Origin of the sequence: Acetobacter pomorum (assembly GCF_002738225.1) — a bacterium.
GTDB classification, from domain to species: domain Bacteria; phylum Pseudomonadota; class Alphaproteobacteria; order Acetobacterales; family Acetobacteraceae; genus Acetobacter; species Acetobacter pomorum.
In genome coordinates, this window is sequence record NZ_PEBQ01000057.1 from 18,011 (window position 1) to 42,871 (window position 24,861).

General features: G+C 57.8%; 22 protein-coding genes and 1 riboswitch. Of the genes, 9 read left to right on the forward strand and 13 right to left on the reverse strand.

From position 1 onward, the window contains the following. Positions 1–62: 62 nt before the first annotated feature. Entirely contained in the window at positions 63–989 is a 927-nt protein-coding gene (locus CSR02_RS03880) for a LysR family transcriptional regulator (protein ID WP_099540637.1), read from the reverse strand. A 62-nt stretch (positions 990–1,051) separates the two neighbouring features. On the opposite strand from CSR02_RS03880, the gene CSR02_RS03885 reads away from it, so the two are divergent. Continuing rightward, a complete protein-coding gene (locus CSR02_RS03885; protein WP_095045821.1) occupies positions 1,052–1,570 on the forward strand; it encodes a PACE efflux transporter in 519 nt (172 codons plus the stop codon). A gap of 12 nt (positions 1,571–1,582) precedes the next feature. On the opposite strand, the gene CSR02_RS03890 is transcribed toward CSR02_RS03885, so the two are convergent. Next, positions 1,583–3,034, reverse strand: a complete 1,452-nt coding sequence (locus CSR02_RS03890; RefSeq protein ID WP_099540638.1) for a hypothetical protein — start codon at positions 3,032–3,034, stop codon at positions 1,583–1,585. A 337-nt stretch (positions 3,035–3,371) separates the two neighbouring features. Between CSR02_RS03890 and CSR02_RS03895 the strand changes: the two genes are divergently transcribed. From CSR02_RS03895 to CSR02_RS03905, 3 genes are all read left to right on the forward strand, one after another. After that, positions 3,372–3,605, forward strand: coding sequence for a (2Fe-2S)-binding protein (locus CSR02_RS03895; RefSeq protein ID WP_042787173.1), 234 nt, complete (start codon positions 3,372–3,374; stop codon positions 3,603–3,605). 65 nt (positions 3,606–3,670) lie between these two features. Continuing rightward, the gene (locus CSR02_RS03900) at positions 3,671–4,642 is read left to right on the forward strand and encodes an NAD(P)H-dependent glycerol-3-phosphate dehydrogenase (RefSeq protein ID WP_042786995.1); all 972 of its coding nucleotides are present in this window, start codon (positions 3,671–3,673) and stop codon (positions 4,640–4,642) included. 156 nt (positions 4,643–4,798) lie between these two features. Then, positions 4,799–5,332 carry a Dps family protein gene (locus tag CSR02_RS03905; protein ID WP_042786996.1) on the forward strand — a complete coding sequence of 178 codons (534 nt, stop codon included), beginning with the start codon at positions 4,799–4,801 and terminating at the stop codon, positions 5,330–5,332. Positions 5,333–5,405: 73 nt separating this feature from the next. Here the strand turns inward: CSR02_RS03905 and CSR02_RS03910 are convergent, their stop codons facing one another. The 6 genes from CSR02_RS03910 to CSR02_RS16510 all read right to left on the reverse strand — a co-directional run bounded on the left by CSR02_RS03910 (position 5,406) and on the right by CSR02_RS16510 (position 10,582). Further along, positions 5,406–6,242: an FkbM family methyltransferase gene (locus CSR02_RS03910; protein WP_167384090.1), complete on the reverse strand. Its 837-nt coding sequence runs from the start codon at positions 6,240–6,242 to the stop codon at positions 5,406–5,408. Positions 6,243–6,329: 87 nt separating this feature from the next. Next, positions 6,330–7,946 (reverse strand): bifunctional aspartate transaminase/aspartate 4-decarboxylase, encoded by a 1,617-nt coding sequence (locus CSR02_RS03915; protein ID WP_042786998.1) that lies wholly within the window; start codon positions 7,944–7,946, stop codon positions 6,330–6,332. A 115-nt stretch (positions 7,947–8,061) separates the two neighbouring features. Beyond that, entirely contained in the window at positions 8,062–9,225 is a 1,164-nt protein-coding gene (locus CSR02_RS03925) for an AI-2E family transporter (protein ID WP_099540641.1), read from the reverse strand. Between the two features lie 249 nt (positions 9,226–9,474). Next, positions 9,475–9,912 carry a DUF4112 domain-containing protein gene (locus CSR02_RS03930; protein WP_099540663.1) on the reverse strand — a complete coding sequence of 146 codons (438 nt, stop codon included), beginning with the start codon at positions 9,910–9,912 and terminating at the stop codon, positions 9,475–9,477. Between the two features lie 32 nt (positions 9,913–9,944). Continuing rightward, positions 9,945–10,412, reverse strand: a complete 468-nt coding sequence (msrB, locus tag CSR02_RS03935; protein WP_099540664.1) for a peptide-methionine (R)-S-oxide reductase MsrB — start codon at positions 10,410–10,412, stop codon at positions 9,945–9,947. Beyond that, the gene (locus CSR02_RS16510; protein WP_167384091.1) at positions 10,352–10,582 is read right to left on the reverse strand and encodes a hypothetical protein; all 231 of its coding nucleotides are present in this window, start codon (positions 10,580–10,582) and stop codon (positions 10,352–10,354) included. The genes msrB and CSR02_RS16510 overlap by 61 nt, the downstream gene beginning before the upstream one ends. Between CSR02_RS16510 and CSR02_RS16975 the strand changes: the two genes are divergently transcribed. From CSR02_RS16975 to CSR02_RS03960, 5 genes are all read left to right on the forward strand, one after another. Next, positions 10,583–12,016 carry a cryptochrome/photolyase family protein gene (locus CSR02_RS16975; RefSeq protein ID WP_099540665.1) on the forward strand — a complete coding sequence of 478 codons (1,434 nt, stop codon included), beginning with the start codon at positions 10,583–10,585 and terminating at the stop codon, positions 12,014–12,016. A gap of 98 nt (positions 12,017–12,114) precedes the next feature. Next, complete coding sequence (locus CSR02_RS03945) at positions 12,115–13,581, forward strand: sodium:solute symporter (RefSeq protein WP_099540642.1); 1,467 nt, start codon at positions 12,115–12,117, stop codon at positions 13,579–13,581. Positions 13,582–13,601: 20 nt separating this feature from the next. Then, entirely contained in the window at positions 13,602–14,534 is a 933-nt protein-coding gene (locus CSR02_RS03950) for an N-acetylmuramic acid 6-phosphate etherase (protein WP_099540643.1), read from the forward strand. Further along, positions 14,465–15,520 carry an N-acetylglucosamine kinase gene (locus CSR02_RS03955; RefSeq protein WP_244176766.1) on the forward strand — a complete coding sequence of 352 codons (1,056 nt, stop codon included), beginning with the start codon at positions 14,465–14,467 and terminating at the stop codon, positions 15,518–15,520. Before CSR02_RS03950 ends, CSR02_RS03955 begins: the two co-directional genes overlap by 70 nt. After that, positions 15,517–17,760: a beta-N-acetylhexosaminidase gene (locus CSR02_RS03960; RefSeq protein WP_099540645.1), complete on the forward strand. Its 2,244-nt coding sequence runs from the start codon at positions 15,517–15,519 to the stop codon at positions 17,758–17,760. Before CSR02_RS03955 ends, CSR02_RS03960 begins: the two co-directional genes overlap by 4 nt. Before the next feature lie 56 nt (positions 17,761–17,816). On the opposite strand, the gene CSR02_RS03965 is transcribed toward CSR02_RS03960, so the two are convergent. From CSR02_RS03965 to CSR02_RS03985, 5 genes are all read right to left on the reverse strand, one after another. After that, on the reverse strand, positions 17,817–18,578 hold the full coding sequence (locus tag CSR02_RS03965; protein ID WP_099540646.1) for an ABC transporter ATP-binding protein: 762 nt from the start codon (positions 18,576–18,578) through the stop codon (positions 17,817–17,819). Continuing rightward, on the reverse strand, positions 18,578–19,585 hold the full coding sequence (locus CSR02_RS03970) for a FecCD family ABC transporter permease (protein WP_099540647.1): 1,008 nt from the start codon (positions 19,583–19,585) through the stop codon (positions 18,578–18,580). The genes CSR02_RS03965 and CSR02_RS03970 overlap by 1 nt, the downstream gene beginning before the upstream one ends. Then, positions 19,582–20,511 (reverse strand): ABC transporter substrate-binding protein, encoded by a 930-nt coding sequence (locus CSR02_RS03975; RefSeq protein ID WP_099540648.1) that lies wholly within the window; start codon positions 20,509–20,511, stop codon positions 19,582–19,584. Before CSR02_RS03975 ends, CSR02_RS03970 begins: the two co-directional genes overlap by 4 nt. Further along, entirely contained in the window at positions 20,511–22,700 is a 2,190-nt protein-coding gene (locus tag CSR02_RS03980) for a TonB-dependent receptor plug domain-containing protein (protein ID WP_099540649.1), read from the reverse strand. The genes CSR02_RS03975 and CSR02_RS03980 overlap by 1 nt, the downstream gene beginning before the upstream one ends. Positions 22,701–22,835: 135 nt before the next feature. Then, a riboswitch (cobalamin riboswitch) is annotated at positions 22,836–23,069 on the reverse strand. A 45-nt stretch (positions 23,070–23,114) separates the two neighbouring features. Further along, complete coding sequence (locus CSR02_RS03985; RefSeq protein WP_099540650.1) at positions 23,115–24,821, reverse strand: Na+/H+ antiporter; 1,707 nt, start codon at positions 24,819–24,821, stop codon at positions 23,115–23,117. Positions 24,822–24,861: the final 40 nt, after the last annotated feature.

Below are 24,861 nucleotides of genomic sequence, written 5' to 3' on the forward strand. Positions count from 1 at the left end.
GCTTCGGGGGCCTGCTGTTGCGCTGTTACAACAGCTATATATTGCGAAATATCAATCCATTATCATTGTTCACGCACTTCTGACACGTTGTGCGGCGTGTTCCGTAAAACAGCATCCAGGGCACAGAAACGTTGCCGTAACCAGCGCGCAGCCGCGCCTTGCGGGCGTTTGTGATGCCACACCACAGCCAGCGGTACGGGCCTGTCTCCGGCATCAAACGCCAAGGGGGGTGTCACAATATCCGGCGCGGTGGGAGAGGCCGCGAGAACATGATCGGAAATAAATGACCAGCCGATATTGTGCTTCACCAGCTCCAGAATCACCCAGTGGCTTTCCACCCACCAAACCTCACCCGCCACGCGCAGGTGCTGGCGCTCTCGCTCCTGCCCGCGGGCGGCTACCATAATCTGCCGATACCGCTTGAGGTCCTCCCACGCTACGGGGCCACATGCCGCCAATGGGTGGTTGCGCCCGCATACCAGCTTGAGCGGCACCCGCCCAATGGTGCGAAACGCCAGATCCGGCGGCATATGTGTTTGCTGCCACATAACCCCCAGATGCGCGGCCCCTTCCTGCACAAGCTGGCCCACATCCTCCATCAACGGAAACAGGATTTCCATTTCCACATAGGGAAAGTGCTGGGCAAATTCTGCAAATATCGGCCCCAGCGCATGTTCGGGGTACAGCTCATCTATGGCCACAACCAGCCGGTTTTCCACCTGATCTTCCAAAGATCGGGCCACACCTATCAGGTGCTCGCGCCTGTCCAGCACCACGCGGGCCTCGCGCAGTAGGCGTTCACCTTCTGGTGTCAATACAGGTGTGCGCCCTGTGCGCAGGAACAGCTCCAGCCCCAGATCCACCTCCAGATTGGCCACATGCGTGCTGATGGCAGATTGCGCACGCCCCAAACGGCGGGCAGCCGCAGAAAACGAGCCCGCATCCGCCGTAGCCACAAACGCTTCCAACTGTTCGAGAGAGACATTCATCCATCTGTTTTCCTGATGGTTCTTATCTTTTCTTTACCGGGGATGACGATAGATTACGCCGCATGTCAACGCAAACTCTCAGCTCCGTTCAGGCCGCCCCGGCCGCTTCCGCCACACCAAATGCGCCCGCCGTGGGCATGCGCAGCACGCCAGACCGTATCCGCCACGTGCTGCTGTTTGAACTTGTGGCGTTGGCCATTGTCATACCCGGGGGCAGCACGCTGTTTGGGCTGCACGAATCTTCCATGGGGGTCATTGGCGTGGGCAGCGCCATCACCGCCACGGTGTGGAACTACCTTTATAATGTGATGTTTGACCGCATAATGGCGCGGCTTTATGGCACAACGCACAAAACGGTGGGCGTGCGCATGGTGCACACGCTGCTGTTTGAAGCCGGATTGCAGATTGTGCTGCTGCCCGCCATTGCATGGTATCTGCACGAAAGCGTGCTGACGGCGTTTTCACTCAGCATGTCCATTGCCGTGTTTTACCTGCTGTACGCTTTTGTGTTCAACATGGCGTATGACAGGATTTTCCCCATTCCGGCGGATCGGCCTGCAACGGGCACGGCTAACGGATAAGCAGAGCCACCTTTATGGCTGGTGTGCGGCCAGCCGATCGTTCCTGACGTAAACAAACGGTTCATGTGGCATCTGTGTATAGTCCTTTGCCAACACTTGCAGAAAACAGGGCATGAACGTTTCTGCCGGATATGACCCCCAGACCACCCAGTGATCATAATAAATGACCGGGGGTTCATTCCGTGGCAGATCCACACAAATATCCCGCGCATATCCATGCCACGGATGGGCCGCATAATCGGCCTCCCACGGGAGGTAGGCGTGATATTTCTTCATGGAAAGACGGTTGGCGTAAATATAGACATCGGGATTATACGGTAAAACCAGAATACGCTCATCCGGGGCCGCATATTTATGGATGAGCGCTGAAAAGCCCACATAGGGGTTTTCCCTAAAGCGATGCCAGCCCGCAGCATGCCTTTGCGCCGCAGTTTGCTGAAATGGTGATGAAAGAGCATAGCGCCCCCCAAAAGCCGCCAACGCCACACACCCCACAACCACACACATCATCTCTTTGGGTCTTGATGCCAGCACCCCAACCAGAAGCATGGCCCCAAGAGCCAGAGAGGCCATGAGAAACGAACCGTTCTGGAACCCCACACTCCCCCGCGCCTGCAAGCTGAGTATGCCTGCCAGCACAGCCAGCGCCATCAGCCTGTGCCGTCCACAGGCCAGCAGCAACACACCCCCCACAGCCAGCATGCAAACAGCTATGGTTTGAACAATACGATCTGGAGCCAAAGAAAAACGCAGGCTATGCCAGAACTGATTAAGATCCATTGGAATATAATGCGCATACCATTTTTGATTGGCGATAAAATGAAATGCGATCATGCCGCCAATATCACCATAGACCAGCAACCAAAGCAGCATGAGGCCCACGGCAGACAGGCCCCCTGCCATCATGCCCAGAAAAGGCACCTGATATAGCCGAGGTTTTGCAACAAACACGCCCAAAACGGCCAAAGCCACCGCAACAGAAAACAGGCTGAACGGATAGGCCGCAAAGGGCAGAAACCCCAAGGCAAACCCGCCCATAAACGCCTGCGTGCGTGAAACCGGAGTGGCACATAAAAGCGGCACAGCCAGCAGGGCCAGCGCAATAACCGCCAGCGCCCCGCCTATTGTCCAGTAATCATCCAGATTAAGGCCCTGCACCACCCATACGCCGCCCACTGTGCCCAACCACATGGCGCAGGCCAGATAACGCTGCCAGAGCAGCCGAAACAGTGGAGAGAAAAATATTGCCGCCCCGGCTGCGGCCGCACATGCGGTGGAAACAAGGCGCATCAGCCAGATTTGTGACCACCCCACAACATGGCCCACCAACCACGAAAGCATAAAAACCAGGGGGCCGTGGGCATCTATATATTCCCGGTAAAGTCTATCCCCCCGGTGGAGTGCAACAGCCCCCAAAAAATGGCCAGATTCATCTCCAAACGGAAGATATCCCAATCCTTCCATATTTCTGTAAATAAAAAAGACTGTACACAACAAGAAGAGAACACATGATGTTCTTGTTATATATTTATCCACATGTCCTCACATTTTAAAATAAACGCTTTTCGCAGATAAAATCCTTATATTTTTAAAATGAATGAATTTTATTATTTTTTTGTGCATATACGTAAATTTGATATGAGGATTGCAAAAATCACACACCATATTCATGCGCCGCGTTCCCATATGCAGGGGCAGGACACGGATAAATGAGAACATCTTGCAAAAAATAATTGCGATTCATTCTTATTTGTGTTCAGGTCTTACACAGAATCGTTCAACCACCCCAAAGGTGCTGCGTATGGTTGTCTGCTCTTGCAATCGTCTTACCCATAAAGATGTTGAAGCCGCAGTTGCGGATGGCGCCACCCACCCGCGTGATATTTATGCGGCGCGCAACTGCAAAGCCCAGTGCGGCAACTGCGTAAAGGGTGTTGTGTGCCTTCTGCGTGAAGCACGGTTGAAACACATGAAAAAGGCAGAAGTTCCCGCCCACATGGTGCCCGCCGCCGCTGGCGTGGCGCTGTCTGCCTAAAAGCACAGGGCAGCCTCTTTATATCGTGCTTGCGCCTCTTTTGTGGTTCTGGCACCGCTTGATGTATGGAAAATCGTATTCTGGTTATGGGGGCTGGCGCATGGGGTACTGCGCTGGCTCTGCACGCCGCCCGCACCGGGGCGCAGGTTTATTTATGGGCGCGCAACCCTACACGCCTGCCCTCTGGCGCCATGCCGCGCCTGCCGGGCTTTGTGCTGCCTTCTGCCATTACCGTTTCTTCCGCGCCGCCACCGGCAGATGTGGCCTGCGCGCTTATGGTTATTCCCACCCAGCATATGGCCTCTGTTCTACCGCTGGTGCCTGTGGGTGTGCCCACAATATTGTGCTGCAAGGGCATAGAGCGCGGCACGCTGGCTTTTCCGCTGGATATATTGCGCCGACTTCGGCCAGAGGCACCGGGGGCTGTGCTTTCCGGCCCCAATTTTGCGCGGGAAGTGGCGGAAGATTTACCTGCGGCATCTGTTATTGCCTCGGCCCAGCTGGATCTGGCCCGCAAGCTGGTAGATCTGCTTTCCACCCCACGCCTGCGCCTTTATGCCAGCGCAGATATAACCGGCGTGCAGCTTGGGGGCGCGGCCAAAAACGTTATTGCCGTGGCTGCGGGCATTACCATTGGCGCAGGGTTGGGAGAAAACGCCCGCGCAGCTCTTATTACCCGTGGGTTGGCAGAAATAACCCGCCTTGGCGTGGCTTTGGGTGCACACCCGGCCACACTGGCGGGCCTTGCCGGGCTGGGAGACCTGCTGTTGACCTGCACGGGTGAGGCCTCACGCAATTATCAGATGGGGCTGGCATTGGGCCGGGGGAATGCCGCCCAAACCGCGCTGGCCACCCTGCCCGGCGTGGCGGAGGGTGTAACCACGGCAGATGCCCTGCTGGCGCTGGCCCGCAAGCATAAGGTGGATGTGCCCATTACCGCCTGCATTGCCGCTTTTCTGGAAGGTAGGCTCACGCTGCCACAGGCGCAGGAGCAGCTTTTAACCCGCCCCCTGCGCACGGAACTTGATACCCCCTGAACGCGTTGGCCCCTTACATATTCACATGGATGTGAGGGGCGTGATCTTTGTGTGTCAGGCCTTGCACCCTGTTGGCACAGCCCCACGTGTAAGCACATTGCTGGCGATAACCAATGTGGCATTGCCGGACATAAAAACAGGAGGTTCGTTCAGACCATGAGCACAACCACAGCAAAAGAAGCCCATATCAAGGAATATCTTGGCACGCCAACAGACCTGAAGGCCGATAAGGTTAAGGCCGTTGCGTGTGGCCTGTCCGAAGTTCTGGCCGATGTGTTTGCCCTGTATATTAAAACCAAGAATTTTCATTGGCATATGAGTGGGCGCCATTTTCGGGATTATCACCTGCTTTTGGATGAACAGAGCCAACAGATTTTTGCCATGACAGACCCCATGGCCGAGCGTGCCCGTAAAATTGGCGGCACTACGCTCCATTCTGTGGGGGAAATTGCCCGCAAAACCAAAATTTCTGATAACGATGCCCTGTACGTAACCCCTGAAGACATGCTGGCGGAACTGCGGGAAGATAACCTGACCCTGACCAAGCGCTTGCGGGCCGTGCATGCCATTGCATCCGATGCCGGGGATGTGGCCACCACCAGCCTGATTGAAAACTGGATTGATGAAACAGAACGCCGCACGTGGTTTTTGTTTGAAAGCACGCGCCCGGTTTTTGGCCATAACGCATAAAGCCGCCACGCATTTTACAAAGTGCAGGCCCTGTTGGCGCAAACAGGGCCTGTTTGTATTGCAAACCCGCTTATTATAGCTGCACGGTTGGAATAGCTTTTTCCTGCGGCACCCACATATGGTTCCATGCCAGTGTTTCGTGCACCACACGGTTGCCGGGTTGGGAGGCACCGTTGGGAAACAGAACAATATCCTGATACCCACACCGTTGCAGCACGTCTGTCAGCCCGGTTTCATTTGCGCCCAAAAGCACCTCCACAAACACTATGGGCCTGTCACGCTGCATCAGGGCCTCTGCGCCGTGCAGCACGTCCAGATCATGCCCTTCTGCATCCACTTTCATAATCGCCACGTGGGAACCTGCGGGGTGCAGATCATCCAGCTTGCGTACTGTCACACTCTGGTGGCTGCCAATATGCTCCTTGAACTCCGCATTCAGCGAGGCACTGGTTTCCACCAGCCCATGCCCTGCATCTGGCACATACAGGGTGGAAACCGCATTGCTATTGCTAACGGCAAAAGGTGAAAGCGTTACTCTTTTTGAAAAACCGTTCTGGCTGATATTTTCCTGCAAAATGTTAAAAACAGGCGGCAAGGGCTCATACGCACAAACCTTGATACGCCGTGAAACACACAGGGAAAGCAGGCTGTAAAAGCCGGTATTGGCCCCTACATCCACAACCAGCCCCTTTTGCGCCTGCTTTACGGCCGCAGCAAAATACTGGGGCATGGGTGCTTCAAAGCTTTTCCACCCTCCGGCCTGCACTGCATTAACAACCTGATCCCGCCCGGCACAGGGGTCCATAAAAAAGGCGGGAATATCCCAATCCTTCTCCCCACAAATTTCAACCATGCCTTCCTTGGGCGCTGGCCGAAAAACATCTTGCAGGCGATTTATAAGTGCGCGCACTTTATCAACGCTCCCACACATAATATAAAATACTGAAAAACAACATTTTTCTACCTGCAAGACATAACACAGTTTGAGGGGAGCAGATTATTCCCCCTTACTGTTCAGCCCTTTTTCCTGCCGGTAGCGCTCATAATACTCCCCGGCCATACGGCGCAGGGCAGCCCCTATGGCAGCGTACTGATATTCGTTCAGATTGGCCAATGAGGCACGGGCCGAAGGCCGCTTGACGGCAAAGCCATCACCGGGCAGCAACACCACGCCTGTTTCCTCTGCAATACGGAACAGAATGGTCTGGTAATCCATGTGCGTCATCAGCCAGCGGGCAAAGCGCGTGCCGTAAAGCTGTGTCACCACATTTACCAGATCAATCAGCGTATAATAATGCGTGCTGCCAGCATCATCCGGGGCTTTTACGCCCAGATCCCGATACAGGGCCAGTTCACGCCGGTGCAGCAGGCGTTTAAGCGCGTTTTTGTAGGCATCGCGCCCATCTATCAGCGCAAACAGGGCAAACAGCACCATTTGCACCTGCTGCGGGGTGGAAAGCCCAGCCGTGTGGTTAAGCGCTACGGTGCGGCTATCTGCCACCATCCTGTCCAGAAACTTCAGGTTGCGCACATCCGGCGTGAGCGAGGCATAGCGTTTGTCCAGCTCCACCTTTTCGGCTTCTGGCAAGGCAGCCAGAGCCTCATCCAGCACGTTCTGCTGGTGCATGGCTATCACGCCCAGACGCCACCCTGTTGCGCCAAAATACTTGGAGAAAGAATAGACCAGAATGGTGTTGTGCGGGCAGATGGCGTAAATGGAGCGGAAATCATCTGCAAACGTGCCATACACATCATCGGTCACGATAATGAGGTCTGGCCGTTTTTTTACAATCTCGGCAATGCGGGCCAGCCCCTCATCACTGATGCGCACAGATGGTGGGTTGCTGGGGTTGACCACCAGAAAGATTTTAACGGAGGGATCAAGCAGCTTGTCCAGCTCTTCATCCGGGTATTGCCAACCTTCTTCCGGGCTGGCGTTAATGGCCACCTCCTGCAACTGGTAATCTCGCAGTTCAGGAATTTCCACATACGGGGTAAATACCGGCATGCCGATGGCGGCTTTATCCCCCGGGTTGATCAACCCGTTTTCACGCAATGATGCAAAAATATAGCTGATAGCCGCCGTGCCACCTTCCAACGCAAACAGGTTTGTTGTGCTTTCGGGCATGCTGCCGCCTGCCATTTCGTGCAGCAGGTAATGGCGTACTACTTTTTCCGTATAACGCAGCATGCGCGGCGGTGTGGGGTAATCACACCCCAAAATACCGGATGTAATTTCGAGCAAAAATTCATCTGCGGGCAGGCCAAGCTGGTCTCGCACGTAAGAAACGGCACGGCGCAAAAAGGAAATACCCGGCACATTCCGGTTATCTGCCAAAAAGGCTTCAAACCGGGCCTCTATGCCCTCACGCCGGGGCACGCCGCCCACACCCTCCGCCATGTAGGAAAAAGTGAGGGCTGAATCTGCCGTGGCAAACATGCCAAGCTGAAAAAAACCCTGCCGTGGCAACGTGGCCAGAAAATTGGGGTTCCCACGCCCGGCATCCAGCATGGCCTGCTGGGCACGGCCAGAGGCCAGCTTTATCAGCTCATCTTTCAATTCAAACGGGCTTAAATTACGAAACTTCTGATACGCATCTGGCGTGGTGGACATGCGGGATTTCCTTCCTGCGGAACTTTTTGCCGTCATCAGCTTGCATGTCCTGTTCTATTATGACCAGTGGGAAACTCTAAAAAAAACAGCCCGTTTGCCCTATGCGTGGGGCAAATTACACTTCCTCATTCGGGGGGAGTGGTGCGGAAAGGCGGCTGGCCACGGCCAGAAGCACCGCAGTAATGGGGGAAGCAAAAATAAAGCCCCACATGCCTAAAAATGCCCCAAAAATGGTTTGCGAAAGAATGGTGAGTGCAGGCGGCATGCGCACCGCACGCTTTTGAATGAAGGGAGACATCACATACCCTTCAAACGTCTGGATGGCAGCATACAGGCCCGCCACCATCATGGCCTCACGCGGGCCAACGGAAAGCGCAATCAGCAGCGCAGGTACAGCCCCGATAAACGTGCCCAGATACGGCACAAAATTGGCCAGCCCCGCCACCAGCCCCAAGGGCAGCGCCAGCGGCATACCCAGCAGGGAAAGGCCACTCCATGTCAGCAGGCCCACAACTGTCATATCCAGCATCTGGCCCGCTACCCAGGCTGTTAGGGCATGGGCAGTTGTCAGCAGCACGGTGCGCATGGTGCTGCGGTAGGCCACAGGCGTTATGCGCAAAATGCCATTGGCATACAAATGGGGGGAAAGCGCAAAATACACGCCGGCAATAATAATCACCACCATAGTGCCTACAGACCCGAAGGTGGAGGTGAGCACGTTGGTCATGGAGCCAGCAAAATCCATGCCATTATCTGTGCCTGCGTGCCCATCGGGCACCATGTTGCCGCCCAGAAAGCGCGGAAAATGGTTAAGCACCGTATGGCCCAGCGGGTTGTTATCCAGCATGCTGTGCAGGGCATCACGCTCGCTGGTTAATGCGGCATGCAGGTGCGAAAGCTGCACCATCAGTTCCGGGCCGGATACATGCACCACAAGGGAAAGGCAGCCCACCAGCAGCAGCACAAACAGCATAACGCCCAGCCATTGGGGAATATGCAGCAGGCGGGAGAGAATGCGCGCAGCCGCATGCAGCACCACCGCCACAAGGGCAGAGGCAAACACCACCATCACCACCGCGCCGCCAGAGCTTACAAACAGCCCTGCCGCCGTAACCGTAACCACCATAACGGCCAGCCGGTAAAAACGGCGCACCGTGTTTTCCAGCTTGTGAACAGATGCCTCCAGCCCGGCAAGCTGCGGAGCCTCCGGCACATGGGGTGCGCCGTGCGCGGGCTTTGGGGTGGATGTGGTGGGGGCACTGCTATCGGGCGGCTGCACGGCGTGTTTTCTCCTGCCTGCGAGGCGGAAGAACGAGAGGCGCTGGAATCCCCCTTGCCTACCACCGGCATTCTGTGCCGTTGTTGTGCTGCAAAATGGCGCCGCCTACATCCCTTTTTCTTGCAACGCAGGCTAAACATGGTGGGCCACCCTGCATGTTTAGCCCCCTAACGCGCCGGATATGCAAAAGGGCTACCCATTTGGGCAGCCCCTGTTTTGTAAAACCACACTTTTTAAAAAGACTGTGCTCTACTTTTTGCGCGTGGCGGCAGAAGGCGGCACACCCAGCCAGTTTTCCATAATCGCCACATTGCGCATGTTGGCCTTAAAGGCAACATCCAGCAGATCCCCTGCTACGGGCACCACATCCACGGCGGCTTCTACGGCAATATTGCCCACCATGCGCAGCAGCAATTTAAGGGGCAGGCCCATGCGCCATGCTTCCCACACCACATAGAATGAAAGCAGGCCCATAAGCGTGCTCCCACCCCCGGGCACCAGCCCCACAATGGCATCCGCCCCTACACGCACTCGTGTTCCTGGTAGCCTGATAGCCGCATCCAGCAACCATGCAAAACGCTGTGCCCGTTTAAGGCGGCGCAACGCATCCGCAGAGGGCTGCCCGCTGGCAGACTGCCCCCCACGAAAAGAGGAAAACCCGGTATGAGCCAGAGCATGTGTTGTCATGCTCATTCACGTAAGCAGGAGGTATGCTGCTTTCAAGAGGCCCAGCCGCTTGAATGATCAACATAGGAGGCCCCACCGGCAGAGGTGGCCCGCTGCGGATCGGGCCTGAAATCCAGCGCCAGACCATTCATGCAATAGCGCAGGCCCGTAGGGGGTGGGCCATCTGTAAACACGTGGCCCAGATGCCCCTCGCACTGGGCGCAATGGGCCTCGGTGCGGACCATGCCGTGGCTGGAATCGCGCCGGGTGGCAACAGCATCCGGCTCTGCTGCCCAAAATGAGGGCCAGCCACTCCCGCTTTCATATTTGGTGGCAGAGCGGAACAAGAGCGCCCCACAAGCTGCACAATGATACGCCCCCTCGCGCTTTTCATGGTTCAGCGGGCTGGAACCGGGATACTCCGTTCCGTGGCCAAACAGGATCTGCTCCTGCTCCAGGGTCAGCGGGCCACGTGGGCCGCACCCACCGGCACCGCAGCTTTCTGATGCATGATCTGCCATGGCCTGATCCCCTTTCCTGCCGTATTGACTGGTGCATGATATGGCACCACCAACGCGCATGACCATAGTGTGGTGCCTTCACACTCTAGCGACCACCCAAAACCCGGCACAGCTACAAAATATGCCCCACCCCATTGCATGCGCGCATCTCTAACGGCACCACATGGCATATGGTTGATACTCCCGCCCCTGTTCTGGTTCTGCTGCGTGATGATTACCGCGTGGCCGATAACCCCGCCCTGCACGCTGCCTGTGCCACTGGCCAGCCCATACTGTGCGCCTATGTGCAGGATGCCGCCTTGCAGAATACCTCGGCCACCCGCATTGCAGGCTGGGCGCAGGCGGCCTGTGCGCAACTGGCCAGCAGTTTGCAGGCCCACGGGGTTACGCTTTTTATGCTCTGCGGGCCCACACGGCTTTCTGTGCCCGCATTGGCGCAGGCCGTAAATGCCACAGATGTGTTCTGGAACCGCCGGTATGATGCCCCGGGCATTGCGGCAGATACGGATGTGCATGCCAGCCTGAAGAAACAGGGGATGACTGTGCATTCCTGCACTGGCCGCCTGTTGTTTGAACCCTGGGCCATACGCACACAGGCGGGCCAGCCTTACCGTGTGTTTACCGCATGGTGGCGTGCCGCGCAGAATTTGCCCGAACCTCCGCCCCCGCTGCCCGCGCCCGATATGCGTGGCAAAGGCTATGTGCCCGCAGCCCCGCTTACGTTGCCACAGGGCGTGCACCTTGGCCGCGTTGGCACGCAGATGCCTCCTTTACCCCCCGGCTGGACAAGTGGAGAAAAAGCCGCCCACGCCAACCTGCATCAGTTTATGGAAAATGCGCTGCCACATTACGCAACACAGCGCGACCGCGCCGATGTGGCACACGGGACATCGCAACTTTCCCCCTACATACGGGTGGGACAGATTTCTGTACGCCAGATCTGGCATGCCATTCGCCATGCGCAACAGCGCAACCCGCAACTGACCACGGATGCAGAAAAGTTTTTGGCAGAACTGGGATGGCGGGATTTTGCATGGATGCAGATGTTCACCACGCCAGACCTGGCCACCCGCAACCTGCGCCCGGAGTTTAACCATATGCCGTGGCGCACCCATGCCGCAGACATGGCCGCATGGCAGCAGGGGCAAACGGGGTTTCCGCTGGTAGATGCCGGCATGCGCCAACTGGCCCGCACAGGCTGGATGCACAACCGCGTGCGCATGGTTGTGGCCTCCTTTTTAACCAAACATCTTTTAACAGACTGGCAAAAAGGCGAACGTTGGTTTTACGCTCAGCTTATAGATGCAGATGCCGCCGTAAATGCCATGAACTGGCAATGGGGAGCGGGCACGGGTATTGATGCCGCCCCGTGGTTCCGTATTTTCAACCCTGTCGGGCAATCTGAAAAATATGATCCAACGGGCCAATATATCCGCACATGGGTGCCGGAGCTGGCAGCGCTGGATAACAAAACCATCCACACACCTTGGAAAAGCACGCAGCGGCTGGCGTATCCGGCCCCCATTGTGGACCTTAAACTGGGCCGCCAACGTGCGCTGGACTGTTGGAAAAACCTGCCCAAACACCAGGAAGATACATTCTGAACGTGTTGATCTTTCACGGCGGCAAAACTACGCTGGTGGTGTTTCCTGCCCTCTCGTTCTGAGCGTCACCCCATCATGCCCAAACCCTTGCGCCAGATATGACAAGTGCCGATCTGCTGGTCATGCTGGCGTATCTGACAGCCCTGCCCCTTCTGGCGCTGGGGCTTGCGGGGCGCCAGACCTCCGCCACCGCTTACCTTGAAGGGCATGGAGATCTGCCCTGGTGGGCGCTGTGCCTTTCCCTTGTGGCAACAGAAACCTCTACTCTTACGCTTATCAGCGTGCCGGGCATTGCCTATGGCAGCGGCATGGTTTTTGTGGGGCTGGCGCTGGGGTATCTGATAGGCCGCGCCATTGTGGCATGGAAGTTTTTGCCCCTTTATCAGTCCGGCAAAATGCTAAGCGCGTATGATTGGCTGGGCCAGCGCTTTGGTGCTTCCATGCAGCGCATGGCGTCCTCCACATTCCTCATCACCCGTTTGCTGGCCGAGGCCGTGCGTCTGTTTGCTGGCATGCTGCCCTTGGCCGCCATGCTGGATGCCGCACATATGGGCCTGCCCCATGCCGTGCTGCTGGGCGGCATTATGCTTGTTACGCTGTTTTATACGCTGTGCGGTGGCCTGCGCGCTGTTGTGTGGTCAGACAGTATTCAGTTCGGGCTGTATCTGTTTGGCTCTGCGGCCTGCCTTGCCCTGCTATGGCACGCAGCCCCTGCGGGTGTGCTGCATACGCTGCAAGCCGCAGGTCGGTTTGATTTGTTTGTTTATAACACGCCACCTTTTACAAGTTCCTTTACACCTTTGGCGGCCCTTTTGGGCGGCACGGTGCTTTCCGTGGCCTCGCACGGCACAGATCAGCTTATGGTGCAGCGCGTGCTGGCAGCCCGCTGCCTGCGTGATGCACGGCTGGCCCTTATGGGCAGTGCTGTGGGTGTGGGGCTTTTGTTTGCGCTGCTTTCTGGCGTGGGTGTGCTGTTATGGATGCATCATGGCGGTGCAAGCCTGCATCAGGCCGGTTTTGCCACGCCAGATGCCATCTTTCCCGCCTATATTGCGCAGGAACTGCCCTCCGGCCTGCGGGGGCTGATGCTGGCAGGCGTGCTGGCTGCCACTATGGGGTCTCTCTCCGCCACACTGTCCGCCATGACAGCCGCCACAATGGGAGATTTTGCCGTCCCCTGTGCATGGGCTGCCCGCAGGCTTGGCCTTTCCGGCCTGGGGTTTGCACGGGTTATCACGCTGTTCTGGGCCGGGGCATTGGTGGTGTGTGCTGGCATGTTTGCACAGGGTAGCCAGTCTGCCGTGCTCGTGGGGCTTTCCATTGCCGCATGTGGGTATGGCCCCATGCTAGCCAGCTTTATAGCGGGCATGACGTGGCCCGGTTTAAAAGCCCGCACACTGGCCCCCGCCTTTGGCCTGAGCGTACCGCTTATGGTGCTGGCCATGATGTATCTGCACCCCTACGGCAAACCACTGGCCTTTGTCTGGCTGATTGTGCTGGGCATGATCACACTGTTTGGGCTGGCCGGCCTGCGCTATGTGATACAAAAGAGAAGTCACCGTTAGTTTTATAAAGGTTTCCACTTATGCTCCAGCCTGCCTCTGTTCCGCTTGCCCACACAGAAACGCTGGATGCCCGCTACACGGATCTGGATATATGGCCCACAGGCACGGTGCTGGAAGCCCTGCTGGAAAGCCAGCTTGGAGCCGTGGCTGCCGTAAAATCTGCCCTGCCACAACTGGAAGCCGCCATTACGGCCGCCGTGCCGCGGTTAGAAGCTGGAGGTCGCCTGTTTTACGTAGGTGCAGGCACATCGGGCCGCATTGGGTTGCAAGATGGGGTAGAGCTTATTCCCACCTATGGCTGGCCAGCCGAACGGCTGGTGCTCATGCTGGCGGGGGGCGATGCCGCGTTGTTCAACCCCGTGGAAGGGGCCGAGGATGATGAAGCCGAAGCCCGCCGCGCCATAAGTGCCCACGCCCCTACTGCGCAGGATGTTATAATAGGTGTGGCAGCCAGCGGTGGCACGCCTTACACCTGCGCTGCGCTGGAAACCGCGAAAGAAGCTGGCAGCCTGTGCATTGGCATGTCATGCAGCCCCAACACGCGCCTTTTGAATGCGGAATACCCGGTGCTGATCCAGACCGGGCCGGAAGTGGTGGCAGGTTCCACCCGCATGAAGGCCGGCACGGCGCAAAAGGTTACGCTCAACCTGCTCTCCACCACATTGATGATCCGATTGGGCCATACATGGCGCGGGCAAATGGTGGATATGCGCATTGTTAACGCCAAGCTGGTGCGGCGCGCGCACCGCATGTTGCGCCATCTTACAGGATGCACACAGGCGCAGGCCGAAGCCGCGCTACAACAGGCCAATGGCAGCATCAAGCTGGCCGTGCTGCTGCGCCACGGGCTGGATGTTACGCAGGCCCAGCAGCTTCTGGCGCTATGTGGCGGGCACTTGCGCAAGGCTCTGGCGCGTATTGCTGCACAAACACCCGCAAAGGCCCACGCCTGATGCCCGCCCAACCCACCATTCTGGCGCTGGATGGCGGCGGCACCCATACGCGTGCGGTGGTGATAGCGCCCGATGCCACCGTGCTGGCCCATGCCACCGGCTCCGGCTGCAACCCGTTTGACAGGCCGGAATGGGCCGAAAACCTGCGCAACCTTTTAGAACAGATGCCCCGCACCACGTTGCAATCTGCCGTGTTGGGCATGGCGGGGTATGATGCCGCGCGCCCTTCCTCCGCCCAGCAGGAACAGGTGGCCCGCGCAGCCCTTGGCCCCGATGTGCGGCTGTGGCTGGAAAACGATGTAGAAACCGCACACCGCGCGGCCTTTGCCGGGCAGGCCGGTGTGTTTGTGCTGGCGGGCACCGGCTCTGTTGCCATGGCGGTGGACGCAAACGGGCAAACAGCACGCGCTGGCGGCTGGGGCTGGCTTTTGGGGGATGAAGGCGGCGGATACTGGATAGGCCGCAAAGCCCTAGGTTATGCCACGCGGTATCTGGATGATCCTTCCGTGCCTTTTGCCACGTTTGCGCAAGCACTGCTACGCAGCCTGAACCTCCCCACCACAGGCTCCACCGCGCCAGATGCCCTGCGGGAATGGCTGCGCACTCGCACACACCCTCGCTCCGCCGTGGGAGATGTAGCAGCAACCGTGCACACACTGGCCCTAAGTGAAGACACATACGCCATAGCCCTGCTGCGTGCCGCTGGCGGGCATCTGGCGGAACTGGCCCATACAACGGCCAAACAGGTGAGCAACCTGCCGCCTTCTCCCCTGCCCTTGGCATGGAGCTACGGCGGCAGCGTGATGCACAACCCCGTTGTGCTGCAAACCGTAACCTCCATGCTGGGGGCAAAGCCGCACCCCGCCACGCTACCGCCTATTGGTGGAGCGGTATTAAAAGCAGCAGAACTGGCCGGATGGCACACTGATGCCACATGGATCTGCCAACTTGCCCGCAATCTCACGCATGGAAAGGCGATTGCATGATAAAGGGGTTTTCCATCCGTAGGGGCTTGCGTGTTCTGGCCGCTGGGTGCGCCTTGGCTGTGCTGGCGGGTTTTGGCACATGCTCTGCGCCCGCCAAAGCAGATACCACGCCGCCCGCCGCGTTTAACGCACCGCAGCCGCCGGTTATTATGCCCGCACCCAGCACCCTGCAAACGGATGGATCCGCTTTTGCCCTGCCCGCCAGATGGCAGGTGATTTGGCAAAGCCCCCCCACCCCACTTTTAACCCGCGCCGTGCAGCGCTTTGCAAACCGCATGAGCATAGTGGCCGGGCAGACTGTTTCTGTTGAAAATGCGGGAAAAGACAAAAACACTTTCCCCATTCACATTCAGTATGCGCGTGAGGCCACGTTTCCCGCCCCCACCATGCGGGAGGATTATACGCTGGATGTGGGGCCTGATGGCATAACCCTTACCGCACAAGGCCCTGCCGGTGTGCTGCACGGCCTTGCCAGCCTTGTGCAACTTGTGCGGCGTGAGGCCACAGGTCCCGTTATGGCGCAGGCGCATATTCAGGATAGCCCGCGTTTTACATGGCGGGGGCTAATGCTGGATGTCAGCCGTCATTTCATGTCCATCCCCACCGTTGAGCGGCAGATTGATGCCATGGAAATGGTGAAACTGAACGTGCTGCACCTGCATCTTTCAGATGGCGCGGCATTTCGGGTAGAAAGCAGGCATTACCCACGCCTGCAAAAAATCAGCAGCCACGGGCAGTATTACACGCAGGCCGAAATCCGTAATCTGGTGCGCTATGCGGCAGACAGGGGTATTCGCATTGTGCCGGAGTTTGATACGCCGGGGCACAGCTTTGCCATGCTGCTGGCCTACCCGCAATACGCCTCTGTCCTGCCCATGAACACGACAGACCGCGCCGAGATCAACCGCGCGGCGCTGGACCCCACAAACCCCGCCACCTACACTTTTGTGCGCGGCCTGTATGCTGAAATGTCCGCCCTGTTCCCGGACCCTGTGTTCCATATTGGTGGGGATGAGGTAGTGGCCAAACAATGGACACTCACCCCCCGCATTGCGCACTACATGCAGGCGCATCATTTTGCCACACCGGCTGATCTGCAAGCCAGTTTTACAAACCGCGTGGCGCAGATGCTCAAAGCCGATGGCAAAACCGTTATGGGGTGGGATGAGATATTGGCCGCCAGCGTGCCACCCCACACCATTATAGAAAGCTGGCGCGGCCCGGCCAACACGGCAAAGGCAGCAGAGGCAGGCCTGCCGGTGGTGGTTTCCGGCCCTTATTATCTGGACAGGCTGCTCCCGGCCTCCGCCTATTATGAGACAGACCCGCTGGATACCCGCAAGGATGCCGCAGAGGCACAGGCCGCAGCCCAGACAACCGGCCCCGGCGGCACCATTGCCACCCCAACAGACACCAAACCCGAAGCCCCTGTGCCCCCTTTAACAGAACAGCAGAAAACCCTGATACTGGGGGCCGAAGGTGCCTTATGGACAGAGGTAGTGGATGAAGACATGCTGGATGCCCGTCTGTGGCCCCGCATGGCCGCCGTGGCGGAGCGCTTTTGGTCCACCCCGCAAAACTGCGTACCCCAAACCCTGTATGGCAGGCTGGCCGTAACGCGGGACAAACTGGACCTTCTGGGCCTGAAAAGCCGTGAGGATGCCGATACCCTGCTAGACCGCCTGGCAGCGGGAGAGACACAGGTCCCGCGCGTGCTGCTCAGTGCTGTTTCCCCCATCCGCAATTACGCCCATAACCATGAGTTTTTACAAATTCGCCATAAGCAGACAGCCACGGAACAGGATTTGAACACACCGGCAGACATTGCCAGCCCGGACAGTTTTGAGGCTGAAAAGTTTAATGCCGCAGCTGTCGCTTTTGTAAACGGCAAGGTGGAACTGCGGCCGGAACTGGAACGGCAACTCACAATCTGGGCGGCGAATGATGCCGCATTCAATCAGGTTGCAGCCCGCCATGCGGCCCTTACGCCAGCACTGGGGGCATCTGCCCAGCTGGCAGCCCTTGCCCGCGCCGGACTGGCCGCACTGGGCACAGAACGCACCCCCGGCTGGCGTGAACAGGCGCGAAAAGCATTGGAGAGCGCACGCAAGGATATTGCGGCTTCATCCTCCATTCATGTTGTCACCAACACGCCCCAACCTGCGGGAGACCTGATCCAACGCATTGTGCCGGGCGTGGAAGCTCTGGTAACGCGGGAGGGTGGATTAACCCTGCCCTGAACACGCTTTTTTGCAAATACGTTGCCAGCCCATACCAGGCCACACATACGGAAAGACTATTCCGGCTGCGGGGGGCATAAATCCCACGGCACAACGGCATTTTCCACCCGGCGTGTTGTCACGCCATAAGTTTGGCGCACCATCTCATCCGTCAGGCTGGCAGGGGGAATGGTGTGGCGGATGCGCCCCTGCTGCATCAGCACCAGCGTTTTGCAAAAACGTGTGGCCAGTAGCAGATCATGCAGCACCACCACAACGCATGTGCCCTGTGCCGCCAGTTTGCAAAACACCTGCATAACCGCCAGAGCATGGGCTGGGTCCAGCGCTGCCACGGGTTCATCTGCCAGCAAAATGGGGGCCTGCACTGCCAAGGCACGCGCCAGCATCAGGCGTGCACGCTCCCCGCCAGAAAGCTGGCTGGCCGGGCGCGCAGCCAAACCCTGTAACCCCACTTCTGCCAAAGCCTGCGCCACTGCCGGATGTTGCAAAGCCTGAGCAGGAGATTCCCCATACGGCAGGCGGCCAAGTGATGCCACCTCCCGCACCGGCATGGGCGGAAAAGGCGGTACATCTTGCGGCATATACGCCATACACCGCGCACGTTGGGCCAGTGTAAGCTGTGGCAGGGGCGCGCCATCACACATCACCTGCCCCTGCGAGGCAGGTAGCAACCCGGCCATAACACGCAATAATGTGCTTTTACCTGCACCATTGGGGCCTATCAGCCCGGTTACGCTGCCTGCTTCAAACCTTATGCTGGCGGCATGGAGCAAATGTGCCCCATCTATGCTGAAGCCCACATTCCGCACATCCAGCATTACAGCATATTCCGTTTTCTAAACAGGATAACACGGTGGAAGAACACCGGCGCCCCCACCAGAGCCGTGACCACACCCAACTGTAGCTCCGTGCGCCCGGCCATGAGCCTTACGGCCAGATCAGCCGCCAGCAAAAGGACTGCACCGCCCAAAAACGCTGGTACCATAAGGCGAGATGGCCGATGCCCCGCCAAGGGCCGCAGCAAATGCGGCACCACCAGCCCCACAAACCCGATAGCGCCAGAAACCGCAACGCAGGAGCCAACAGCCAAGGCCGTGCCCACAACTACGCGCATTTGCACGCCCCCCAAACCCCCAAGCCGAAAGCCGAGGCTCTGGGCTACATCTTCCCCCATTGTCAGCGCATCCAGAGCGCGGCCACAGCCCATAAGCAGGGCACAACCTGCCACCACACCGGGCAGCGCCAGCAGCACATCATTCAGTGTGCGGTCTGTTAAAGACCCCATAAGCCAATGCATGATTTCAAACGTGGCATAGGGGCTGGGCACAAGGTTCAGCACCAATGCGGTTAGGGCGGCTGTAAAACTGCTTACCGCTGCACCAGCCAGCAGCAGCACCAATGCGCCACCGCGCCCCACCAGCGCCACTAGCAGCACAGCCGTAAGCAATGCGCCCATAAGCCCACCCAGCGGCAAAAAGGGCGCTGCAATTTGAAAAAGCCCTGTATAAAACACGCAAACAGCCCCAAGGGCCGCTCCGCCAGAAACCCCTAAAAGCCCCGGATCAGCCAGCGGATTGCGCAAATAGCCTTGCAGCACTGCACCACTTAGCCCCAGCGTGCCCCCCACCATAAGGGCCAGCAACATACGCGGCAGGCGCAACTGCCCCATAATGACCGCCCCTATGGAATGTGCGCCAGACCACCAATCGGCCAACGCCGCAGGCACATTAATGCTGCTTTCCCCCCACCATAGGGAGGCCACAGCCATAACAGCCACCACCACCACCAGCAGCGTGTTCAGCACAACGGGGCGCAGGGGCTTCATGGTTGGGTCTCCTTTGCCGGAAGCTGGGCGAGAGGTGTGCGCCGGGTTTGCATGTTTTCAGCAACATGCCTTGCAGCATCTGCCACAACGCCATCACGCGCATGGCGCAGCGTGGCTACGGCATCCAGCGTTTGCGGCAGCCCGCACAGCCACAAACGCGCGGGCACATCCACCACATGCGGTGGCGCAAACATGGCCAGCATAACCGGGTTGGAGAGCATGGCCTGCGCAAGAGATTGGCCGGGGCCAGAAGGATCACGCACTAATAAATCCGGGTGGTAGGCCAAAAGCACCTCCAGCGGCACACGCCCGCCCAGCGGTGGCGTGCCAGCCGTGGTGGCAAAGTTGCGCAAACCGGCATGGGCCAGCACATCATCTGGCAAACTATGGGCATGCACCACAAAGCCGTTGGCCTCGTACACCACGGCTATGGGGTCTGACATCTGGCGCGTAGTGGCCAGCTCCGCCAACCGGGCCTGAAAGGCCGCTACAAGTTGCCGCCCGCGTTCTGGGTGGCCCACCGCATTGGCAACCTGCATGATCTGATCAGGAATATCCGCCAAAGAGGATGCAGGTGGCAACGTCAGCACCTTAGCACCTACCTCCTTTGCCGCGCGCACGGCCAGGCGTGCGGTAAAGCGGCCTGCCAGCACCACATCCGGCCTAGCTGCCAGAACTGTTTCTGCCGTGGACTGTAACACCGGCACATCCTGCGCCTGCGCGCACAAGGCAGATTCCGTGCAATCCCGCGCAAGGGTGGAAACGCCTATAATATCCTTGTGGTCTGCCAGCATAAGGGCCAGCTGATCTGTGCACAGATTAAGCGAGGCCACACGCTCCGCCCATGCGGCACCGGGCACAGGCCCTGCAAGGGCTGCCCCCAGCACGCACATAACCACCCGACGAAGGAACACGGAAAAACGCATCAGTAATTCAGCGTAAAGCCGCCATAGCCTGCGCGGCCGGGCTGAAGGTAGCCAATAGGGCTTTCATACTGGCGGTTGAGCAGGTTATCTGCCCGCGCAAACACCGTAACATAGCGGTTAATTTTATAACTGGCTGCCAGATCTATGGTGAAATATCCGTGGTCTTTGCCGCATGTGCTGCAATACTGGTACGTATCGGAAATAACCGGCATATCGCGCGAGCCACTGACATATAGAATATTGCCCGAAAGCGAGAGCCCATCCACCGGCTGCCATGTGGTGTTGAAATTGAACTTGTGCTGCGGGCGGCGCTGGAGCACCTGCCCGGTAGAGGCATCCCGCGCGTGAGTCCATGTATAGTTCAGGTTGAAATCCAGCGTATCCAGCGCTTTCCAGTCCAGATACGCTTCTACGCCATACATGCGCGCACGGGCCACGTTATCGTAGGAATAGGTGGAATAATAATTCTCATACGAGCTAACAGACTGGATAAGATTACGCACGTGGTTTTCATACCATGTGGCGCCAAAATGCAGTTTGTCATGCGCAAGTGTCTGCTCCACCCCTACGTCATAGCCTATCAGGCGTTCGGCCCGCAGGTTGGGGTTGCCTTTTTCTGCATAGCTGGTGGAAATCTGGTTGGCAAAAAGCTGATACAGGGAAGGACCATGAAAGCCGCTGCCCGCGCTGGCCTTGATAACCGTGCCACTGTGCGGAATATGAATGGCTGGGGCCACGCGCCACGTCACATAATTGCCGTAGCGGGAATTGGCATCATACCGGATATTGGCCGCGCCATATAAAATCTTGTTCCAGTTGCCCTGATACTGCCCATACCCTGCTGTGGTATCCATGCCAGCACTGGTGTTGAACGGTGTGGAAGATGGCGCACTGTTGCCCTGGCTGGAATTGAACGTATCATGAAAATGCTCCGCCCCCACAAGCAGAGATCCGTATTTGTCCAGATTAACGGTGCCGTGCCAGTCTATTTTAATGCGGCTGGTGCGGTAATATGTGGGGTCATACTGCAAGGCGTCACCTTCAAGCGTGGTGCCGGTTTCTGTCCAGCTTCTACGCCCTGTCATATACCCTAGCCCGATGACCTGATCGAACTTGCCCCCGAATGAGGACAGATGCGCTGTGCCCCGCACAATGGCCTGATTTTGCGTGGTATGCTCACGCTCATTTGCCACATCACCATAATAGCCAAGGCGGCTGTAATATTCATCTTCCATATTATAGGCGGTGTAGGTGTGCATGTTGCTCTGGATTAGCCGTGCCGTAAGCCCCACATCAAAATTACGGGTAACATCATAACCAAGGCGAATATTGGCGGAGCGGTTATCGTTTCTGTCTCCGCGGTGGCGCTGTTCCTTGTCCGCGCCAAAATAGCGCCCGATATAACGCGGGATTTCATGAAAACCATCTTGCCGGTAATGGGAAAGCTCAACATTGTAATGGAACTTGCCCTTGCTGCCACGCGCGCCAATAACCTGGTTGAACGTGCCGTAAGATCCACCTTCCACCCGCACAAAAGGCGTAAACCGGCCCTGCCCCTGTGCTGTGGTAATATCTATAACCCCGGCCATGGCATCTGCCCCATACAGGCCACTTTGCGGCCCCCGCAGAATTTCTATGCGGCCCATACCATCAGTCACAAACTGGCCGGCATCAAACGCGCCGGAGCTGGAGCTACCATCATTGATATCCATGCCATCCAGCCGCACCTTGACCTCGTTGGAATTGTTGCCGCGCATGAAGATGGATGTAGTGGTGCCAAACCCGCCCGAACGCACCACATTCAGCCCCGGCTGGCGGGCCAGAATATCTGTTAACGTGCGGCGCTGCTGGGTAAGAATCTGCTTTTCTGTAATGATTGTCATGGCCGTGCCAATTTCATCCGCCCGCATGGGCCGGCGTGCGGCGCTGACTGTTACATAATCCGGGTACGCCTGTGTGTTGCGCACCTGCACAGGCTGCACGCCCTGCCCTGCGGCGGGTTGCGCCAAAGTGGCGGCCCCGGTGGCATGATGTGCCGCCTGCTGGGCAGAGGGTGGAGCAGCTTTGGCTGCAACAGTATTTTTGCCTGTAGGTGCGGGTGTAAGGCCGGGCGTATCTGCGGCCATAACGGCAGAGGTTTCTGCCAGCAACAGGGATGAGCCGGCAAGCAAAAGAGTTTTCAGGCGCATGGTCTTTAGGCATCTCTCGGTTTAACAGCGTTGCCACGAGACTTGGCCCGGCTTTTACGCCACAGGAGTACAAACCACCCCAACGGCTGACCGCTAGCCCAGCCTGCCAGCACACCCAGGCTGACATGCCCCGTCTGCAACTTTGTGCTGATGGCAGGTCTCCTGGATTGCGGTTTTACGATTGTTACACCCCTTCCCGGAAAGGTTTGTTCCAGTGGGCCAGCGCCTGCGCGCTGTATGTGCACATCCATGCCGCTTACAGTTGCGGGGACAGCCCAGGAATACCGCATAACCATTGCTGGCAATGGTGCGGGCACCTGGTTCCCTTTTCATTCCCCTTTGGGGGAAGCCATCATGCGGTGTGGTTTACAGGCTTGGGGGCGCTTGTCAACACACGTGCCACCTGCCCGGTTTTCAGCCCTCCCGCGGGAGGCGCTGAGACTGAGAGCGGATCACCTGCTCCTCATAATCCAGCTCCTGCTGAAGCTTCCATTCTGTCTGATCATTAATTTCACGGCGTGATGTCATATCCCGCATAGCCTGGCGTTCTGCCCGCAGCAGTTGCAGGCGCAGGGCCAGTTCCATACGCGCAGCGCGCAGCGCGCGGTTGCGATCCAGCGGGGTAATGCGGGGTGTTTCATCCTCCTCCTCCAACTGGCTGTGATACAGTTGGTACAAGCGGCCAATCACCTCCTGCCGCATGGCTTCATCCACAGGTTGGCCCTCCGCCTTGGCCAATGTTGTCGCACTGGGGTTTAACACCGGTTGGGCACGGGCTTTGGCCAATACGGCAAGGGCGGCACGTATCAGCTTCTGGCGAGCCATGTTTTCCTCCTGCGCGTTTTCATCCACCGTTTCCTTGGGCAAAAAACGCAGACACAGGGGAATGAACACACTGGCCGCCAGCAGGGAAAGAACAATCACACCCGCAGCAGCCACCACCACGGCATCACGCATGGGGAAGGCATCCGTGCCATCCGTACCTTCTGGCAGGGAAAGCACAGCCGCCAGTGTTACGGCCCCACGCACCCCGGCAAATGTCAGCAACATGCTGCCTGCAAAGTCTGTGGGTTCAAACGGCAAGCTGCCAATGCGCGCCACCACCCAGCGGCCGAAAACGGATGTCCATACCCCTGCAAACCGCATGGCCAGCATAATGGCGTATATTTCCACCACAAACAGGCCCACCTGCCACAAAGCCACATCGTATTTATGGCCCAAAGCCACGCCATGTTGCAGCAGTTCTGGCAATTGCAGGCCCAGAAACAAAAAGATAAGTGCGTTAAAAACGTAGCTGACAATTGTCCACACAGTTGTGGCCTGCAGGCGGGTAGCGGTGGCGGTATCTTCTATCATGCCGGAAAGTTTCAGCACCATGCAGCCCGCTACAGCAGCCAGAATGCCCGAACATTCCACCGCTTCTGCCACCGCGTACATCAAAAACGGCAACAGCAGCACAAAGATGATCTGGGATTGCGGATCATCATACCCACGGCGCACCAGCACGCGGTTGAGCTTAACGGCCAGCCACGCCACCGCAGCGCCCACCAGCAGGCCACCCAGCGCCACCATTAGGAACGTGCCAAAAGCCTGCCTGTAGGAGAACTCGCCCGTAAGGGCATCGGCCATGGCAAAGCGAAAGCACACAAGGCCGGAGGCATCGTTAAACAAAGCCTCGCCCGATAAAATCTGCAACAGCCGGTTGGGCACCTTGCGCCCTTCAATAAGGCTGGAAACTGCCACCGTATCTGTGGGGGAAAGTGCGGCCGCCAGTGTAAAGCAAATGGGCAGGCCCAGCTCTGGCACAATCCAGTGGATGGCATAGCCACATATCAACGTGCTGAGCACCACAAGCCCAAAGGCCAGAAACAGAATGGGGCCACGCAGTTCTGCAAACTCACGCAGCGGCATGCGAAAGGAATCTGCAAACAAAAGAGGCGGCAGAAACACAAACATGAACATGGCAGGCTGGAGGGTAACGTGCATACCCGCCAGTGCTGCAAACACACCCAGAATGATAAGAATAACGGGTTGCGGCACCTTCTGTTTAAACAGGGCCACAAGCAGACTGCTGATTGCCGCCAGCAAAAGCAGCAGCAGAATGGTTTCTATGGTCAACATGGCCTGCGCTCTTTGGGCGTGTTTAGGCGTTTATGCAACG